Origin of the sequence: Sphingomonas sp. Leaf5, from assembly GCF_001421155.1 — a bacterium.
GTDB lineage: Bacteria > Pseudomonadota > Alphaproteobacteria > Sphingomonadales > Sphingomonadaceae > Sphingomonas.
Genome location: NZ_LMJZ01000002.1, coordinates 18,798 through 36,236, shown reverse-complemented (window position 1 = coordinate 36,236; position 17,439 = coordinate 18,798). Strand labels below are relative to the sequence as shown.

Here is a 17,439-nt window from a genome sequence, read left to right as displayed (position 1 = left end):
CGTGATGTTAGAGTCGCTTTCGATCGAACGTGATCGCCCTCACCCTTCCGCGGCTGCGCCGCTCCCTCCCTCTCCCGCTGGCGGAGGGAAAGACGCAAAAGGCGGCGAAGGGTGAGAGTAACCAAACGCGGTAGAGTTTGGCTCTAGCCGCAGTCGACGGTTCCGGTGCCGACGCGACTCACCACGCAGCGCGCATCGCGACCCAGCGTCGCCGATCCAGACCCGACCAGCGATACCTCGACCGGGCCATGGATGTCGGCGCTGATATCGCCAGTGCCGGCGATCGAGACGCTCGCCTCGCTCGCCTTGACCTGTCGGGCATCGATATCGCCGGTTCCTGCCACCGATAGCGTCAGGTGCCGCACCGCGCCTGCTGCCGCGATCGTGCCGGTGCCGGCGACGGTCAGCGCCGCGCGATCGCCACGCAACTGGCCGATCGTCATGTCGCCCGATCCACTCAGCGTCGCGGCAAAGTCTTCGCCGGTTCGGTCGATACTGATATCGCCCGATCCGGCCAGCACCGCGGCGGCGATCGTCGGCATGGTGACGCGGATGCGCGCGCCGTCGTGGCCCCTTCCCCAGAAATTGCCCTGCTTGCGGCCGATCTTGAGCATGTCGCCGTCGCGGTGGATGTCGAGGCCGTCCTGCGCGGCCTTGTCGCCCTCGACCCACACGGCGAAGGCCGGTCCCTGGACGATCTCGACCCGATCGTCGCTCGCCAGCGCGACGCCGGTAAAGTCGCGCAGGGCAGCGTCGTCGCGCGGAGCGGCAACGGTCTGTTCGGTGTTACTTGCGCCGCATCCTGCCAGTCCCAGCGTCATTGCCAATATCCACCGCATCTGCGTTCCCCCTGTATTGCTGATACTATACAGCAAGGCGGTTAGGGACGCCAGTACTCCGAACGAAGAGGGGCGACCGTTTCCGGCCGCCCCCTCGTTCGATCCGACCGGCTGCCCGGTCAGGCGGCGGTCTTTTCCTTGTTATAGATCGCGGCGGCCTCGCGCAGGATCTCGATGATCCGCTCCAGCGCCTTCGGCTCGTCGACCTGTTCCATCGCCGCCAGTTCGCGGGCGAGGCGGCTGGCCGCCGCTTCGAAGATCTGACGCTCGGAATAGCTCTGCTCGGGCTGATCGTCGGCACGGAACAGGTCGCGGACCACTTCGGCGATCGACACAAGGTCGCCCGAGTTGATCTTCGCTTCATATTCCTGCGCGCGGCGCGACCACATGGTCCGCTTGACCTTGGGCTTGCCCTTCAGCGTTTCCATCGCCTCGCGCATCGTCTTGTCCGACGACAGCTTGCGCATACCGACGCTTTCCGCCTTGTTGGTCGGAACGCGCAGGGTCATCCGCTCCTTTTCGAAGCGCAGCACATAGAGTTCGAGTTGCATGCCAGCGATTTCACTACGCTGGAGTTCAATCACACGGCCGACGCCGTGTTTCGGGTAAACGACATAGTCGCCGACATCGAAGGACAATGCCTTGGCAGCCATTGGTAACCTTTCCGTGGTCGTCGTTCCGATACCATCGTCCTCCGCCAATCGCTGTTCGAACGGCGGCTGGCGAGGTGGTCAGGGAACGTTGCTAAGGTGATCTCCGGGCGGGGAGCTAGGTAAATAGCCTCCGTCGCCGCAGCCTATAACATCTTGGTAAGAAAATTACCAGTACAAAGCCCGACCACCCGGCCGCCCTGCCCGAGCGGCCGTGGTTCCACGTGAAACGATTTGGGACAGCCCCGGTTGGACGGTGTGCGCCGATCAGTCGCCGGCGCCCGGTTCGGCCGAGAAATGCTCCATCTTGTTCTCGACGCCCTTCCACTTGTCGGCATCGGGCGGGGTCTGGTTGGCGTTGCGCGTAACGTTAGGCCACTGGGCCGAATAGGTATTGTTCAGCTCCAGCCACTGCTCCAACCCGCTTTCGGTGTCGGGCAAGATCGCCTCTGCCGGACATTCCGGTTCGCATACGCCGCAATCGATGCATTCGCTAGGGTTGATGACGAGCATGTTCTCGCCTTCATAGAAGCAGTCGACCGGGCACACTTCGACGCAGTCCATGTATTTGCAGCGGATGCAGGCGTCGGTGACGACGTAGGTCATGGGTCGAACAAGCTCCGGGAAAATCGAATCGAACCCGCGTTATGCCGGGTCTTCGTCTCCGTCAACGGGGGCGGCCCCCGTCGGTTCCAGCCTGGTATAGTGTGTCATCGCTTCGGCGGGGGGCCCGCGCCGGTGCGGCAGGGCATCGACCCGCAAGATCTGGACGCGTCCGTCGTTCGGAAAGGCGATGACCATGCCGACCCGGACCGGGCAATGGGCACGTTCGATCCGTCGTCCGTCGATGCGCAGCAGCCCGCGGACCGCGATCGCCTGCGCCGCGCTGCGCGTTTTCGCGAGGCGCACATACCAGAGGAACAGGTCGATCCGCATCTGCGGAAGCAGTTCGGGCGTGCGCGCCGCCATCAACGGCGAAACGCCAGTTCGGCGAGCGCGGCAAAGGCGTTGCCGGGACGCGGCGGCGGGTGTGCCGGCGTCGGCGGCGGGCCAGGGCGGCGCGGCGGCTGCCAGCGCCATTGCGGTGCTTCGCCCACGCCAGTGATCGGTCGAAAACCGAGTTGCGCCATCATCCGCGCGATCGTCTCGACCTTCAACCCGATCGAGGTGGCCAGTGCCGGGTCGGGCGCGAACGGAGCGTTACCCTGTCGCGCGTCATGCGCCGCGCGGGCGAGTCGCTCGACCAGATCGACCCGGACGGCTTGCGGACCGAAGCGGCGATAGCCCCATGCCCCCTGCCCCGCCGGCAATACCGTCGCGGCATTGGGGGCCAGCGGTTCGACCGGATGGCCGTCGCGTGCCGCCAGCAGCGCCGCCCGCCACCGCGCCGCCGCCGGCTTGAACAGCCGCGCATCGAACAGGTCGAGCGTACCGATCGCGACCCCCGCCTTGCGCAACCGCCGCCGATCGTCGCCGCTCAGCGGCAGCAGCATTGCCTCGAACCCGTCGCGCGGCGCGATGCCGCCGACCTCGGTCAATGCCGCCGCCACCGCCCGCAACGCACCGCCCGCCGCCGGGTCCCGCGCCAGCGCCGCCAGCGCGCCGAGCGTCGGCGCGCGCTTCGTCAGTTCGCCTTGCAGCCATGCCGCCAGCCGATCGCGTACCTGCCCCTGCGCAGCCCGGTCGAGCACATGCAGGCTGCGGTCGAGCGTCACCACCGGCCGGTCGAGCGTCGTCCCGCCGGTCAGCGTCGCAACCGGCAGCCCTTTCCACGTCAGCACCGGTACGCCACCCGGATCGGCGACCAGCGCCAGTTCGGCATCGCCCGCGACCGCCAGTTCGGCCCCCCGTTTGCGCAACTCGCCTGCAAGCCCCTTTTCGGCAGCGGCGATCAGCAGCCGTTTGTCGGCAACCCGCGTGTCGGGCGACACGTCGAACCGGAAACCGGTCAGCCGCCCCAGTGCATGGCCGTCGACGCTGACCGCGCCATCGCTGGCGACATCGACCGGCAGGTCCGCCGCGCCCGCCCCGATCCGGCGCAGCAACAGCGTCGTCCGCTGATCGACGAAACGTTGCCGCAACCGGTCGTGCAGCGCGTCGGACAACTTCTCCTCGACGCCGCGCGTTCGTGCCGCCCAATGTTCGGGATCGAGCAACCAGTCGCTGCGGTGCGCGATATAGGCCCAACTGCGAGCCGCCGCGATCCGGCCGGCAATCGTCTCGACATCGCCGCTCATCTGATCGAGCCGCTGCAATTCGTCGGCGAACCATTGGTGCGGAATATGCCCCGCCCCCTCGCTCAGATAGCTGAAGATCCGCCCGACGAAGCGGCTGTGCGGATCGGGGCCGAGCTTGCGGAAATCGGGCACGCCACATGCCGCCCATAACCGCCGAACCATCATCGGCGATCGGGTCCGCGCCTGCACCCAATCCTCTTCGGCCAGTCGCTTGAGCACGATCAGGTCGATCGCCTCCGGTGCCGCGGTCAGCACCGGGTCGGTCGGCCGTTCCGACAGGCTGTCGATCAGGCCATCGATGCTGGAGAAATCGGGTTCGCCGCGCCGCCAGTATAGCCGTTCGAGCGAGGGGACATGATGCCCCTCGATCGCCAGCACTTCTTCCGGGGTAAAGGCGTTCGGTCCTTCCTCGACCAGCGCGCCGAACGTCCCGTCGCGGTGGTGGCGCCCTGCCCGCCCGGCAATCTGCGCCATTTCCGCGACGGTCAATCGCCGTTGCCGTCGCCCGTCGAACTTGCGCAGGCTGGCAAAGGCGACATGGGCGACGTCGAGGTTGAGGCCCATGCCGATCGCATCGGTCGCGACCAGATAATCGACCTCGCCCGACTGGAACATCTCGACCTGCGCATTGCGCGTGCGGGGCGACAGCGCCCCCATCACTACCGCCGCCCCACCGCGCATCCGGCGGATCGCCTCTGCCACGGCGTAGACCTCTTCGGACGAGAAGGCCACGATCGCCGAACGGCGCGGCAACCGCGACAATTTGCGCGCGCCGGCATAGCTGAGCGTCGAGAAGCGCGGGCGTGAGATGATCTCGGCATCTTTCACCAACGCCCGCACCATCGGCCGCAGCGAATCGGAGCCGAGGATCATCGTCTCCTCCCGCCCGCGAGCGCGCAGCAGCCGGTCGGTGAACACATGGCCGCGTTCGGGATCGGCCCCCAATTGCGCCTCGTCCAGCGCGACGAACGCCGTCTCCCGTTCGAGCGGCATCGATTCGGCGGTACACAGGAACCAGCGCGCCTTGGGCGGAACGATGCGTTCCTCACCGGTGACCAGCGCGACATTCTCGACGCCTTTCAGCGCCACGACCCGGTCGTAATTCTCGCGCGCCAGCAGCCGTAGCGGAAAGCCGATCATTCCCGACGCATGACCGCACATCCGCTCGATCGCGAGATAGGTCTTGCCGGTATTGGTCGGTCCCAGCACAGCGGTGACCGGGCTACGCGCGAACTGGCTCATCCTCCGCAACATCGGGACTGTCGACGCGCGGCGCAACGGCTTTCGTCGGTTCCATGCACAGCTTTCGTCCCGCCGCTTCCACCCCACGCCCCGGCGCAGCTTCGCCGGCAATATCATATGGTTCATTTGACTTTAAAACCTTCGCTTCACAGGGGGAGGGCACCGGGCCGGATCGATCGGCCGAAACTGGGGGTTGGGCGTGTTCCTGCGCACCGATGAAGGACTGGAACTGGCCGGCGGCACCAGCGCGCTGCGCTTCGGTCGCGCGCCGATCACCGCCGCTCCCGCCGCCGCCGCGTGGCGCGGCCGGATCGAATCCTTCGGCTGGACTCCAGATCTGGGTGCCGACCTCGGGTCGCGGACCTGGTGGCGCGGCCTTGCCACCTGCACCGCGATGTGTAGCGCGGTGTGGATGCTGTCGCCCGGCGTCGATCGTCCGATCTACAGCGCCGTCCCCGCCACGCTCGACGGCACCGCCCTCGACGAGGCCCGCAGCCTGTCGTTCGGGGCCAGTGCCCTTGGCGGCACCAGCGGGATGCGCCTTGCCGCCACGTCACGCGTCCGCCCGCTGGCCAACACGCCCGAACGGCCCGTCGTCGAGGCGACGGCGACGCTCGGCAGCGGCGTGGCCGGTGCCTTGCAGCGGACCGGCGTCGGTGCCGGCGAAGCGCAGCAGGTCGCGGCGATGATCGCCGGTCGGGTCGATCCCGCCGACCTAACGCCCGGCACCCGGCTCGACATCACGCTCGGCCGGCGCGACGCGCCGACCCAGCCGCGCCCGCTCGAACGCCTCGCCTTCCGCGCCAAATTCGATCTCGCCCTCGAAGTCGTGCGCGAAGGCGGCACGCTGCGTCTCGACGCGCGGCCGATCGCGGTCGACCATACTCCCTTGCGGATTCGCGGCCGCGTCGGGGCCAGCCTGTACCGTGCCGCGCGCGCCGCCGGTGCTCCGGCCAAGGCGGTCGAATCCTATATCCGCACCGTCTCCGGCCTCGTCCCGATGGGACAGGTCGGGCAGGACGATCGTTTCGACATCATCGTCGAACAGGCCCGCGCCGCCACTGGCGAGGTACAGCTCGGCCAGCTGCTCTATGCCGGTCTGACGGGACGGCGCGACGTCCGCCTCGTACGCTGGCAGGATGGCGGCCGTGCCGAATGGCTCGATCCGGCGGGCGTGGGCGAGCGCAAGGGATCGATGATCTGGCCGGTCGCCGCGCGCATCTCGTCCAATTTCGGCTGGCGCGTACATCCGGTGCTCGGCTTCCGCCGCCTGCACAAGGGCATGGATTTCGCCGCCGCCTATGGAAGCCCGATCCGCGCAACGACCGATGGTCGCGTCGCGATCGCCGGACGGCATGGCGGCTATGGCAATTTCGTAAAGCTCGATCATGGCGGTGGTCTCGCCACCGGCTATGGCCATATGAGCCGGATCGTCGTCGCGCCCGGTACCCGCGTTTCGCGCGGTCAGGTGATCGGCTATGTCGGATCGACCGGCCTGTCGACCGGGCCGCACCTGCATTACGAACTGTGGAAGAACGGCGTACCGGTCAATCCACGCTCGGTCGCCTTTGCGACGGTTCAGCGGTTGCAGGGTCAGGAACTGGGCCGCTTCCGCTCGCTGGTCGGCCGGTTGATGGGCGTCGCCGCCCGCTGATCAGCGTCCCGTTCGCCAGCGGCGGATGGTTTGTTCGACCAGCGCATCCGCGCCGCCCGGTTCCTGCCACAGCGAGGTGAACGAGGGCGATCCCGAAGCCGGGCAGCGTTCGGGTTCGAGCGGATCGAAGGCGACGCGGATCGGCGTCGTCACCCCTTCGCCGACGATGATGCATTCGCGATTGCGCAGCGCCGGGATCGAATCGAGAAACCCGCGCGCATCTTCCGGCATCGCCGCGCGCACGAACGCCTGATCGCGTTCGTTGTTCAGCCGCATGGTCAGGATCGTGCCGCACTGCGACAGCACCCCTTCGGCAAGATCGGATGGCCGCTGCGTGATCAGCCCCAGCGACACGCCATATTTGCGCCCCTCCTTGGCGATCCGCCCCAGAATGGTCGCCGCCGACGAATTGGCGCCCGACCGTTCGTTCGGAACATAGCGATGCGCCTCTTCGCAGACGAGCAGGACCGGCCGCGACGCGCCGCCGCGCGACCATAGCGCAAAGTCGAACACCAGCCGGCTGAGCACCGCGACCACGACCGACGTGATTTCCGACGGCACGCCCGACACGTCGATGATCGAGATCGGCTTGCCCTGCGCCGGCAGGCGGAACACGCGTTTGATGAATGCCGCCATCGTATCGGCGACCAGCATGCCGGAAAACATGAAGCTGTAGCGCGGATCGCCGCGCAATTCCTCGATCCGCGCCTTCAACCGCAGGAACGGGGCATTGTCGCTGGCACGATCGAGCCGGGCCATTTCCGTTTGGACGATGTTCGACAGGTCGGTCAGCAGATAGGGGATCGGCGTATCGACGGTCAGCCGGACGACGTCCTGCGCCATGCGGCTTTTCCCCTTGGCGGCGAGCAGGCACCGGGCGAGGATATCCGCCTCCACCTGTCGCGCCGCGCCGCCCGGCGACAACAGGATATCGCAATGCTCCTGAAAATTGAGCAGCCAATAGGGCAGCTGCAGGTTCGTCACGTCGAGCAATTCGCCGGTATCGGCAAAGGCCGCACCATATTCGCCATGCGGATCGATCACGACGATATGCCCATGCGGACTGGCTTCGCAAATCCGGTGCAGGATCAATGCGGCGCTGGTCGACTTGCCGGTACCGGTCGATCCGACCAGCGCGAAATGCTTGCCGAGTAGCGCATCGACATACAGCGCCGCTCGCATATCGGGTGCCATATGCACCCGACCGATCGTGATATGCGGTCGATCCTGCTTGGCATAAATCTGTCGCAGGGCATCGCGCGATACCGGATAGACCGGGCTGCCGGGTAACGGGTAGCGGGTCACCCCGCGCCGGAACCCCCGCAGTCCCTGCGTCGGATCGGGCTGATACGCCTCCCCCATCAGGTCGACGTCCGCAACCAGGTTGATGCCGTCATCGGCCAACCGGATCGACCGGATGGCGGCGACGATCCACATCCGGCCGACCTGCATCGTCACCAGCGATCCGACCTGCCCCACCTGTCCCGCCGGGTCGTCGGGATCGGTCGCCAATGCCTGTAACGACGGCAGGTCGAGCAACAACCGGCTCGACGCCCCGGCGATATCGAGAAGAACCCCGATCGGTGCCGCCACATCGTGCGAGGCTGCCGTTTCCGGGACGGGCAGTGGCGGGCGGGTCTGGAACGTCATGCCCGCTAACCTACGGGCGACGCGTAAATTTTGGGTGTCAGTGGCTATTTGAAAACTCGCGGAAGAGCGAGTTTTCAGGCGGTGCCGGCCCGCTCCCCCGCCCGGCCACCCACAGCGTATCCTGAATGGGTGGCCGGGAGGGGGAGCGGGCCGGCACCGCAGAACGCGCAACCGCGCGTTTCCAAACGGACCCTCAGATCCGCTCGCCGCTCAACCTCTGACACACCATGTCGAGCTGATCGAGCGTCGAATAGCCGATGGTGATCGTTCCGCCCTTTTCGCTGAAGACGATGTCGACGTTCAGCCCGAGCACGTCGCCCAATTGGCGTTCGAGCGCGCGCAGATCGGCATCGCCTTCACTATCGCCCTCTGTATCGTTCGATGACGGACGCGGCGTCCGCGCCGGCTTGCTGTCGCGCGGTTCGCGGGCATTACGCGCCAGTCGTTCGGCATCGCGCACCGACAGCCCCTTCGCGACGACCTTTTCGGCGATCGTCTCGGCACCCGGCACGTTGATGAGCGCGCGGGCATGGCCCATGCTCAATCGCTGGTCGCCGACCATGTCCTGAATCGGCTTGGGCAGGTCGAGCAGCCGCAACAGGTTGGTGACGTGACTGCGCGACTTGGCGACCAGATTCGCCAGCGCCTCCTGCGTATGACCGAATTCGTCGATCAGCCGGCGATAGCCCTCCGCCTCCTCGATCGCGGTCAGGTCGCGACGCTGGATGTTTTCGACCAGCGCGATTTCCATCGTCTCGGCATCGGTGAAGTCGCGGACGACCACCGGCACCTCATGCAGCCGCGCCCGTTGCGCCGCGCGCCAGCGACGCTCACCAGCGACGATCTGAAAGCCCTTGCCATGCGGACGGACGACGATCGGCTGAATGACCCCGCGCGCCGAGATCGATTCGGCCAGTTCGTCGAGCGCCGATTCATCGAAGAAGCGACGGGGCTGTCCGGGCAATGGCGACAGAGCGGTCACCGGCATCTGCCGCACCCCGCTCGGTGGGCCGGCATGGCGCGGAGTCGAACCCTCGCCATCGGGCTCGCCCAGCAGCGAGCTGAGGCCACGGCCCAATGCGCCCGAGCGCGGGCGGCGCGGAACTGCCGGTTCGGTCATGCCGCCTCCGCCAGACCGGGCAGCCGGGCGATCACTTCGCGGGCAAGTGCGATATACGCCTCCGATCCGGCGCAACGATAATCGTAGATCAGCGCCGGCATGCCGTGGCTCGGTGCCTCGGACAGCCGGACATTGCGCGGAATCACCGTATCGAACACTACTTTCCCCAACACCGCGCGCACATCGTCCGACACCTGATCGGTCAGCCGGTTGCGGCGGTCATACATTGTCAGCACCACGCCGAGGATCGCCAGCCCCGGATTGAACCGGCCGCGAATCCGCTCGACGGTCGTCAGCAACTGGCTGAGCCCTTCCAGCGCGAAGAACTCGCACTGCAGCGGCACCAGCAGTGCATGACTCGCTACCATCGCGTTGATCGTCAACAGGCCCAGCGACGGCGGGCAATCGATCAGGATCACGTCCCACTTGCCGCCGCTCGCCTCCACCACCCGGTCGAGCCGGTGCGTGCGCGCCTCGAACTCGATCAGCTCGATTTCGGCACCCGACAGATCGACCGTTGCCGGGACGATCGACAGGCGCGGCACCCGCGTCGGGATCGCCGCTTCGTGCAGCATCATGTCGCCGACCAGCAGGTCATAGGTCGAATATTCACGATCGTTGCGGCCGATGCCCAACCCGGTCGAGGCATTGCCCTGCGGATCGAGGTCGAGGATCAGCACCTCCAACCCGGTCGCGGCCAGCGCCGTACCGACGTTGATCGCCGTGGTGGTCTTGCCGACGCCCCCCTTCTGGTTCGCGATGGCAATGCAAATCATGCTTGGCGCACTCCCCTGGCGACCACGATCGACGATGTCGGATCGGTAATACTGTGTTCCACGTGAAACGTCCCGTGCCACGCGGCGCGCGCCTCGACCAGTTCCTCGGTCGCCGAACGTCCCTTGGGCAACACCCATATCGTATCGCCGTCACTATGCCGATGGCCGATTGCGAACAAGGCGACGAGTTTTGCGACGGCACGCGCGCTGATGATCGCGGCCGGACGGGTGGCGGGAAGCTTTTCGATCTTCGCCTGGTGAACGACGATATTGCCAAGATCGAGATCAGCAGCGATTTCCGAGAGCAGCGCAGCGCGCCGTGCGCGCGGTTCGACCAACACGACCCGCCGATCGGTCAGGATCGCGGCGACGATCCCGGGAAAGCCGGCCCCCGATCCGATATCGATCCAATCGCCGGCATTGGCGGTATTCGCCAACGGAATCAGCTGCGCCGAATCGAGCACATGCCGTTCCCAGATATGATCGACCGTCGATGCCGCGATCAAATTCTGGTTCTCGGTCTCGGCGACGATCCGGTCGGCGAAGCGGGCCAACACGGCCGTCCGCTCCGCCCCGAACCGTTCGTCGATCCATGCCCGCGCTTCGGCTTCGGTCATGCCGCCAGCTTGCCCGACCGATGGTGCAGCAGGATTGCCACCAGCGCCGCCGGGGTTACGCCCTGAATGCGACCGGCCGCCGCCAACGTGTCGGGTGCCGCCGATGTCAGACGCTCCACCATTTCGTTCGAAAGGCCGGGCACCGCGCGATAGGCGAAATCGTTCGGCAGCCGCACGTGATCGACCTTTGCCGCCGCCAGTTCGGCCGCCTGTCGTTCGAGATACGGGGAATAGCGCGCGTCTTCGATCAATTCGCCCAACACATCATCCTGTCCGTCGATCCCGAGATGGTCCGGCCGAACCCCCGACACCAGCAGCCATTCGCCACCGCTGCGGGTATCGGTGCCGGCGACCGGCGCACCGTTGGCGGCCAGTGCGGTTGCCGAATGCCGCGCGGACAGTTGCTCCAGCAACGCCGAACGCCGTTGGCTTCGCTCGACCTGTTGCGCGATCCGCCTCTTCGACAACAGACCCGCCGCAGCACCGATCGCGCCGAGCCGGGTCGCGGCATTGTCCGACCGGAGATGCAGCCGATACTCGGCCCGCGCCGTCATCATTCGGTACGGCTCCGACACGCCCTGCAACACCAGGTCGTCGATCATGACGCCGATATAGCTGCTCTCCCGCGACAGGATCAGCGGCTCGAGTCCCAGCGCCTCACCGGCGGCATTCGCGCCGGCGATCAGCCCCTGCCCGCCCGCCTCTTCATAGCCGGTCGTGCCATTGATCTGTCCCGCAAAATACAGCCCGCCCAGCGCCCGCAACGCAAGCGTGGCCCCGAGCGCGCGCGGATCGATATAGTCATACTCGACCGCATAACCCGGCGTGACGATGTCGACGCGTTCCAGACCGACGACACTGCGCAGCATCGCCAGCTGCACGTCGGTCGGCAGCGAGGTCGACACGCCGTTCGGATAGACCAGAGGCGTATCCAGCCCCTCGGGTTCGAGGAAGATCTGATGCCCGTCGCGGTCGCCGAACCGATGCACCTTGTCCTCGATCGACGGGCAATAGCGGGGGCCACGTCCCTCGATCGATCCGCCGAACAACGGCGACCGGTCCAGACCGGCGCGGATGATGTCATGCGTCTCGGCCGTGGTCCGGGCGATCACGCAGGCCAGTTGCGGCAATCGCTTCGCCGGATCGGACAGCGGCGACATCGTCCATATATCCGCATCGGACGGCTGCTCGGGCAACACTGCCCAATCGATCGTCCGGCCGTCCAGTCGCGGCGGCGTCCCCGTCTTCAGCCGGGCAATCGGCAGCGACAGATCGCGCAGCTGCTGACCCAGCCGGGTCGCCGCCCGCTCGCCGACCCGTCCGCCGATCGCCCGCTCTTCACCCCGGAACATCGTACCGCCGAGGAACGTACCCGTCGCAAGGACAACCGTCCGGGCGGCGATCCGGCTACCATCGGCCAGTTCGACCCCGGTGACCCGGTTCGCCTCGGTCATCAACGCGACCGTATCTCCGCCAACGACGGTCAGGTTCGGATGCGCCAGCAACGCGCGCACCGCCTGCGCATAGCGGACCCGATCGGCCTGGACGCGCGGCCCCTGCACCGCCGATCCCTTCGACCGGTTGAGCATGCGGTGATGGATCGCCGCAGCATCGGCGGCGCGTCCCATCAGCCCGTCGAGCGCATCGATCTCGCGAACGATATGCCCCTTGCCCAACCCGCCGATCGCCGGGTTGCACGACATCGCTCCGATCCGTGTCGGATCGAAATCGATCAACAGCGTCGTCGCGCCGCGTCGCGCCGCTGCCGACGCTGCTTCGGTGCCGGCATGGCCGCCACCGACGATGATTACATCAAAGGTCATGTACTGGGTTCCACGTGGAACATCATTTGCCGATACAGAAGCGCCCGAACAGATCGTCAAGAACCGCTTCGGTCGCGCGCATTCCGGTCAGCGCCGCGAATGCCTGAACGCCATAGCGCAATTCTTCGGCCAGCAACAGCGGGTCGAGTTGCGTTGCAGCACGTCGCAGCGCCGCCGCCGCAGTCCGGGCATGGGTCGCCTGTCGCTGGTTCAACGCCAGATCGTCGACCTTCGGCAGCATCGTCGATGCCCGATCGGCCAGTGCCCGCCAAAGCTCGGACAGCCCCTCCCCCGTTTCGGCAGACACGGCAACGCGATCCGCTGGAACGGCTTCGCTACGAATGTCGCTTCGCGGGTATAGGGCAAGTACCGATGCCGCTTGCGGCGGTGCATCGTCACCCAGCCACAGCACGATATCCGCCATCACGATCGAGTCCGTCGCCCGGTCGATCCCGATCCGTTCGACCGGATCGACGGCTTCGTCGCGCAAGCCGGCCGTGTCGAGGAACAGCCACGCGATCCCCTCGCGCGTCACCGGAATCTCGATCACGTCGCGCGTCGTTCCCGCCACCGGCGACACGATCGCGGCCTCGCGACCGACCAATGCATTGAGCAATGTCGACTTGCCGGCATTGGGTGGTCCAGCCAGCACGACGCGGATGCCATCGCGCAGCCGCTCGACCGGTGGCACCGCCAACACCGCATCGATCGTATCGGCCAGTGTCGCCGCCTCGCGCCGGACGCCGGCCAGTACATCGTCGCCGGCATCGACATCATCCTCATCGGCATGATCGAGCACCGCCTCGATCATCGCCGACAGCCGCGTCGCGATTGCCGTCCAGTCGGCCACCGCGCGCCGCAATCGCCCGTCGCTATTGGCCAGCGCCATCCGCCGCTGGGCATCGGTTTCCGCCGACAGGAGATCGCCGAGCCCCTCGGCTTCGGTCAGGTCGATGCGACCCTGCGCCAGCGCGCGTCGGGTGAACTCACCCGGCGCGGCTGCCCGCAGCCCATCCAGACCAGACAGCGCCCGCTCGACCCCGGCAACGACCGCCCGCCCGCCATGGAGATGTAGTTCGACCAGATCCTCACCGGTCGCCGTCGTCGGTCCCGGAAAGACCAGCAACAGCGCCCGATCAAGCAACTGGTCATCCGCCGGGTCGCGCAGCGCCCGGATGGCGGCATGCCGTGGCCGGGGAAGGTCGCCGGCCAGCCGGGTGACCGCGCCGATCGCGCCGGCCCCGGAAATCCGTATGATGGCGATCGCGGCAGGCGGACGTCCGCTCGACACCGCGAAAATCGTGTCAGCCGCCACGGCCCGCCGTTTCGAACATCTTGCGCCAGAACGTCATGCCCGCCTCGCCCATCGGTGCCCAGCTTTGCATCAGCTGGTTGAGCAATTCGGGGCTGGCCCCCTTTTCCATCGTCTCGCCCAGCATGGCGACATAGCGTTCGTGGATCGGCGTGAAGTCCGGCAATCCCATCGCGCGCCGGGCTTCCTCCGGGGTGCACTCGACTTCGACGTTGATCTTCATGGCAGCCCTTCGCGTGGGAGTGATACGGGTACGATAGGGGGAAAAGCGGTGGATGGCGATAAGGCGTAACGCCATTACGTCACCCCAGCGCAGGCTGGAGACTCCGTACGCAAGAGCGCCGGTGCGTGGATATGACAACGCCCGCCTCTTCCGAAAAGGCGGGCGGTTCGTTGTTGGCGGACGCGGGCGAAGCCCGCGTCGTCGGTCGGGCTGGCAGCCCGCCGGCCGGATCGATGCGACCCCTGCGACGGCACGTCGCAGGGCGCATTCGATCACTGATTCATGCTGTCGAAGAAATCTTCGTTGGTCTTCGAATTCTTCATTTTGTCGAGCAGGAACTCCATCGCGTCGATCGTGCCCATCTGCATCAGGATGCGACGCAGCACCCACATCTTCGACAGCTTGGTCTTGTCGACCAGCAGCTCTTCCTTGCGGGTGCCCGACTTTCCGACGTCCAGCGCCGGGAAGATGCGCTTGTCCGCCACCTTGCGGTCAAGGACGATTTCCGAGTTGCCGGTGCCCTTGAACTCTTCGAAGATCACCTCGTCCATGCGGCTGCCGGTATCGATCAGCGCGGTGGCAATGATCGACAGCGACCCGCCTTCCTCGATGTTACGCGCCGCACCGAAGAAGCGCTTCGGCCGCTGCAGCGCATTGGCGTCGACACCGCCGGTCAGCACCTTGCCCGACGACGGCACGACCGTGTTATAGGCACGACCGAGGCGCGTGATGCTGTCGAGCAGGATCACGACGTCCTTCTTGTGCTCGACCAGCCGCTTGGCCTTCTCGATCACCATTTCGGCGACCTGGACGTGGCGCTGCGCGGGTTCGTCGAAGGTCGAGGACACGACCTCGCCCTTCACGCTGCGCTGCATGTCGGTGACTTCTTCGGGTCGTTCGTCGATCAGCAGGACGATCAGGAACACTTCGGGATGGTTGTCGGTGATCGCCTTCGCCATGTTCTGCAACATGACGGTCTTGCCGACGCGCGGCGGCGCGACGATCAGCGTGCGCTGGCCCTTGCCCTGCGGGCTGACGATGTCGATCACCCGCGCCGACTTGTCCTTAACCGTCGGGTCGAGCTGATCGAGCGTCAGCTTGCTCTCGGGATACAGCGGTGTGAGGTTGTCGAAGTTGACGCGGTGACGGACCGCATCGGGATCGTCGAAATTGACCGACACCAGCTTGCTCAGCGCGAAATAGCGCTCGCCATCCTTCGGCGCGCGAACCTCGCCCTCGACGGTGTCACCGGTGCGCAGGCCGTGCTTGCGCACCTGGTTGGGCGAGACATAGATATCGTCCGGCCCGGCCAGATAATTGGCCTCCGGACTGCGCAGAAAGCCGAAGCCGTCCTGCAACACTTCGATCGTGCCGACGCCCATGATCTGCTCGCCATTCTCGGCGCGCGCCTTCAGGATCGCGAACATCAGGTCCTGCTTGCGCATCGTCGACGCGCCTTCGACCCCGAGTTCCTCGGCCATCGAGACCAGTTCGGCGGGGGCGTGTTTCTTTAAATCTTTGAGATGCATCGGGGGGTGGTCCAGATCAGCGATGAGGAGGCAAGGTCGGCAAAGACAAGCGGACGCAAGCGGCTGGGACGGGCGCACCGAGGACCGGGCACCACTGCCGGATGGACTAGGTCGCGGCTCGCTTCAAGTCAAGCGTATCACCCTGCTAAAACGGCTTCACCACCGCCAGCACCACCGCCGCGATCGCCGCCAGCGCCGGCAATTCGTTCGCCAGCCGCAGCTGTTTGGGCGTCAGGGTCGGCCGCCCCGCCGCCAGCTTCCGCGCATAACTAACCGCCCAGCCATGGTAGCCGCTGAGCAGCACCACCACGAGCAGCTTGGCATGGAGCCATCCCAGCCCAGCCCCGCCGTCGAACAGGCCGACATTGGCGGCGAGCAGCAGCCCGAGCACCCAGACGATCACCATCGCCGGGGTCAGGATCATCCGCTTGAGCAACGCCTCGCGCCGGATCCAGCGCGGCGGCTCGGCGGGGTCGTTCAACCCCTCCTGATGATGCACCAGATAGCGCGGCAGCATGAACAGCCCCGCCATCCAGAAGATGACAAAGACGATATGCGCCGCCTTCACCCAGAAATACGCGCCGCCGAGAAACCCGCTCATGCCCCCCGCACCCGCGACACCAGTCGCTCGACATGCGCGATCGGCGTGTCCTGCTGGATGCCGTGGCCAAGGTTGAAGACATGCGGCCGGTCGGTGAATGCCGCCAGCACCCGGTCGACCCCGGCATCGAGCGCCTCGCCCCCGGCGATCAGCAACAACGGATCGAGATTGCCTTGCACCGGCAGGCCGGCCGGCAATGCCGCGTTCGCCCAGACCGGATCGACCGTCTCATCAAGGCCGATGGCATCGACCCCGGTCTCGCGCGCATAGGCGGCGAGCTTGCCGCCCGCGCCCTTTGGAAAGCCGATGACCGGTACATCACACCGTGCCCGCAGTCCGTCGACGATCGCCACGGTCGGCGCGATCACCCAGCGTTCGAACTCGGCCGGCGCAAGACTGCCCGACCAGCTGTCGAACAGTTGTACCACCTCGACCCCGGCCTCGACCTGCCCCGCCAGATAGTCGATCGTCATCGCGACGATCCGGTCGATCAGCGTCTGCACCGCGACAGGATCGCCATAGGCCATACGCCGCGCCTCGGCCTGCTCGCGACTACCCTTGCCCGCGATCATGTACGTCGCCACCGTCCATGGCGATCCTGCGAAGCCGAGGAAGGTCGTCGTGGCAGGCAGGGAAGCCGCTACACCACGAACCGTCGCATAGACCGGGTCGAGGATCGTCGCATCGGGTACCAGCACGTCGATCGCCGCCCGCGTCCGCAATTCGGGCGCCAGCCGCGGCCCCTCGCCCGCTTCGAACCACAGCTTCTGCCCCAGCGCATTCGGCACCATCAGAATGTCACTGAACAGGATCGCCCCGTCGAACGCGAACCGGCGCAGCGGCTGCAACGTCACTTCGGTCGCGGCGGCCGGGTCGTTCACCAGATCGAGGAAGCCGCCCTTCTCGGCACGGAGCGCGCGATATTCGGGCAGATACCGCCCCGCCTGCCGCATGAGCCACAGCGGCGGCATGGGCGGCTTTCCCCCGGCCAGCACCTGGAGAAGCGGTTTCGGGGATGCAGGACCGGTCAGCGTCGTCGCTCCTCTACCAAGAAGTAGAATCTAATAGGATTGTTGGAAGTGGTTGGGCGGTGGGTAACGGGGCTTATGGTGGATTACCCGAAATGCCAACAGATTGACGGGACGAAACACACGCGAGTCCGCCGA

Annotated in this window: 16 protein-coding genes; 1 reads left to right on the top strand and 15 read right to left on the bottom strand. The window is 66.4% G+C overall.

Annotation, left to right across the window (positions count from 1 at the left end; translation table 11 throughout):
* Positions 1–143: 143 nt before the first annotated feature.
* The 5 genes from ASE50_RS03765 to ASE50_RS03745 form a co-directional block, all read right to left on the bottom strand.
* The gene (locus tag ASE50_RS03765) at positions 144–821 is read right to left on the bottom strand and encodes a head GIN domain-containing protein (RefSeq protein ID WP_056395793.1); all 678 of its coding nucleotides are present in this window, start codon (positions 819–821) and stop codon (positions 144–146) included.
* Between the two features lie 137 nt (positions 822–958).
* Positions 959–1,492 carry a CarD family transcriptional regulator gene (locus ASE50_RS03760; protein WP_055998829.1) on the bottom strand — a complete coding sequence of 178 codons (534 nt, stop codon included), beginning with the start codon at positions 1,490–1,492 and terminating at the stop codon, positions 959–961.
* Positions 1,493–1,756: 264 nt separating this feature from the next.
* Positions 1,757–2,095 carry a ferredoxin FdxA gene (gene fdxA, locus ASE50_RS03755; protein ID WP_055998827.1) on the bottom strand — a complete coding sequence of 113 codons (339 nt, stop codon included), beginning with the start codon at positions 2,093–2,095 and terminating at the stop codon, positions 1,757–1,759.
* Positions 2,096–2,134: 39 nt separating this feature from the next.
* Entirely contained in the window at positions 2,135–2,458 is a 324-nt protein-coding gene (locus ASE50_RS03750; protein WP_235512139.1) for a S4 domain-containing protein, read from the bottom strand.
* Positions 2,458–4,968 (bottom strand): helicase-related protein, encoded by a 2,511-nt coding sequence (locus tag ASE50_RS03745; RefSeq protein ID WP_056395789.1) that lies wholly within the window; start codon positions 4,966–4,968, stop codon positions 2,458–2,460. Before ASE50_RS03745 ends, ASE50_RS03750 begins: the two co-directional genes overlap by 1 nt.
* Before the next feature lie 199 nt (positions 4,969–5,167).
* On the opposite strand from ASE50_RS03745, the gene ASE50_RS03740 reads away from it, so the two are divergent.
* The gene (locus tag ASE50_RS03740) at positions 5,168–6,622 is read left to right on the top strand and encodes a M23 family metallopeptidase (RefSeq protein WP_056396047.1); all 1,455 of its coding nucleotides are present in this window, start codon (positions 5,168–5,170) and stop codon (positions 6,620–6,622) included.
* Here ASE50_RS03740 and ASE50_RS03735 read toward each other — a convergent pair whose 3' ends face one another.
* The 10 genes from ASE50_RS03735 to hemE form a co-directional block, all read right to left on the bottom strand.
* Positions 6,623–8,272, bottom strand: coding sequence for an ATP-binding protein (locus ASE50_RS03735; protein ID WP_056395785.1), 1,650 nt, complete (start codon positions 8,270–8,272; stop codon positions 6,623–6,625).
* 193 nt (positions 8,273–8,465) lie between these two features.
* Positions 8,466–9,392, bottom strand: coding sequence for a ParB/RepB/Spo0J family partition protein (locus tag ASE50_RS03730; RefSeq protein ID WP_056395782.1), 927 nt, complete (start codon positions 9,390–9,392; stop codon positions 8,466–8,468).
* A complete protein-coding gene (locus tag ASE50_RS03725) occupies positions 9,389–10,168 on the bottom strand; it encodes a ParA family protein (protein WP_056395779.1) in 780 nt (259 codons plus the stop codon). Before ASE50_RS03725 ends, ASE50_RS03730 begins: the two co-directional genes overlap by 4 nt.
* Positions 10,165–10,785 carry a 16S rRNA (guanine(527)-N(7))-methyltransferase RsmG gene (gene rsmG / locus ASE50_RS03720; protein ID WP_056395778.1) on the bottom strand — a complete coding sequence of 207 codons (621 nt, stop codon included), beginning with the start codon at positions 10,783–10,785 and terminating at the stop codon, positions 10,165–10,167. The genes ASE50_RS03725 and rsmG overlap by 4 nt, the downstream gene beginning before the upstream one ends.
* On the bottom strand, positions 10,782–12,608 hold the full coding sequence (gene mnmG, locus ASE50_RS03715) for a tRNA uridine-5-carboxymethylaminomethyl(34) synthesis enzyme MnmG (RefSeq protein ID WP_056395775.1): 1,827 nt from the start codon (positions 12,606–12,608) through the stop codon (positions 10,782–10,784). Before mnmG ends, rsmG begins: the two co-directional genes overlap by 4 nt.
* A gap of 22 nt (positions 12,609–12,630) precedes the next feature.
* Entirely contained in the window at positions 12,631–13,923 is a 1,293-nt protein-coding gene (gene mnmE / locus ASE50_RS03710) for a tRNA uridine-5-carboxymethylaminomethyl(34) synthesis GTPase MnmE (protein ID WP_056395772.1), read from the bottom strand.
* Positions 13,913–14,143, bottom strand: coding sequence for a DUF6489 family protein (locus ASE50_RS03705; protein ID WP_055998811.1), 231 nt, complete (start codon positions 14,141–14,143; stop codon positions 13,913–13,915). Before ASE50_RS03705 ends, mnmE begins: the two co-directional genes overlap by 11 nt.
* A gap of 272 nt (positions 14,144–14,415) precedes the next feature.
* The gene (gene rho / locus ASE50_RS03700; RefSeq protein WP_055786574.1) at positions 14,416–15,672 is read right to left on the bottom strand and encodes a transcription termination factor Rho; all 1,257 of its coding nucleotides are present in this window, start codon (positions 15,670–15,672) and stop codon (positions 14,416–14,418) included.
* A gap of 145 nt (positions 15,673–15,817) precedes the next feature.
* Entirely contained in the window at positions 15,818–16,273 is a 456-nt protein-coding gene (locus ASE50_RS03695) for a CopD family protein (RefSeq protein ID WP_056395770.1), read from the bottom strand.
* Positions 16,270–17,304 (bottom strand): uroporphyrinogen decarboxylase, encoded by a 1,035-nt coding sequence (gene hemE / locus ASE50_RS03690; RefSeq protein WP_056395767.1) that lies wholly within the window; start codon positions 17,302–17,304, stop codon positions 16,270–16,272. Before hemE ends, ASE50_RS03695 begins: the two co-directional genes overlap by 4 nt.
* Positions 17,305–17,439: the final 135 nt, after the last annotated feature.

Excerpts from the sequence above, each read along its gene's own strand:
- rho (WP_055786574.1), bottom strand. The coding sequence starts at position 15,672 with ATGCATCTCAAAGATTTAAAGAAACACGCCCCCGCCGAACTGGTCTCG.
- ASE50_RS03760 (WP_055998829.1), bottom strand. The coding sequence starts at position 1,492 with ATGGCTGCCAAGGCATTGTCCTTCGATGTCGGCGACTATGTCGTTTAC.
- ASE50_RS03730 (WP_056395782.1), bottom strand. The coding sequence starts at position 9,392 with ATGACCGAACCGGCAGTTCCGCGCCGCCCGCGCTCGGGCGCATTGGGC.
- mnmG (WP_056395775.1), bottom strand. The coding sequence starts at position 12,608 with ATGACCTTTGATGTAATCATCGTCGGTGGCGGCCATGCCGGCACCGAA.
- ASE50_RS03750 (WP_235512139.1), bottom strand. The coding sequence starts at position 2,458 with ATGGCGGCGCGCACGCCCGAACTGCTTCCGCAGATGCGGATCGACCTG.
- ASE50_RS03765 (WP_056395793.1), bottom strand. The coding sequence starts at position 821 with ATGACGCTGGGACTGGCAGGATGCGGCGCAAGTAACACCGAACAGACC.
- ASE50_RS03705 (WP_055998811.1), bottom strand. The coding sequence starts at position 14,143 with ATGAAGATCAACGTCGAAGTCGAGTGCACCCCGGAGGAAGCCCGGCGC.
- ASE50_RS03725 (WP_056395779.1), bottom strand. The coding sequence starts at position 10,168 with ATGATTTGCATTGCCATCGCGAACCAGAAGGGGGGCGTCGGCAAGACC.
- ASE50_RS03695 (WP_056395770.1), bottom strand. The coding sequence starts at position 16,273 with ATGAGCGGGTTTCTCGGCGGCGCGTATTTCTGGGTGAAGGCGGCGCAT.
- ASE50_RS03745 (WP_056395789.1), bottom strand. The coding sequence starts at position 4,968 with ATGAGCCAGTTCGCGCGTAGCCCGGTCACCGCTGTGCTGGGACCGACC.
- ASE50_RS03735 (WP_056395785.1), bottom strand. The coding sequence starts at position 8,272 with ATGACGTTCCAGACCCGCCCGCCACTGCCCGTCCCGGAAACGGCAGCC.
- rsmG (WP_056395778.1), bottom strand. The coding sequence starts at position 10,785 with ATGACCGAAGCCGAAGCGCGGGCATGGATCGACGAACGGTTCGGGGCG.
- fdxA (WP_055998827.1), bottom strand. The coding sequence starts at position 2,095 with ATGACCTACGTCGTCACCGACGCCTGCATCCGCTGCAAATACATGGAC.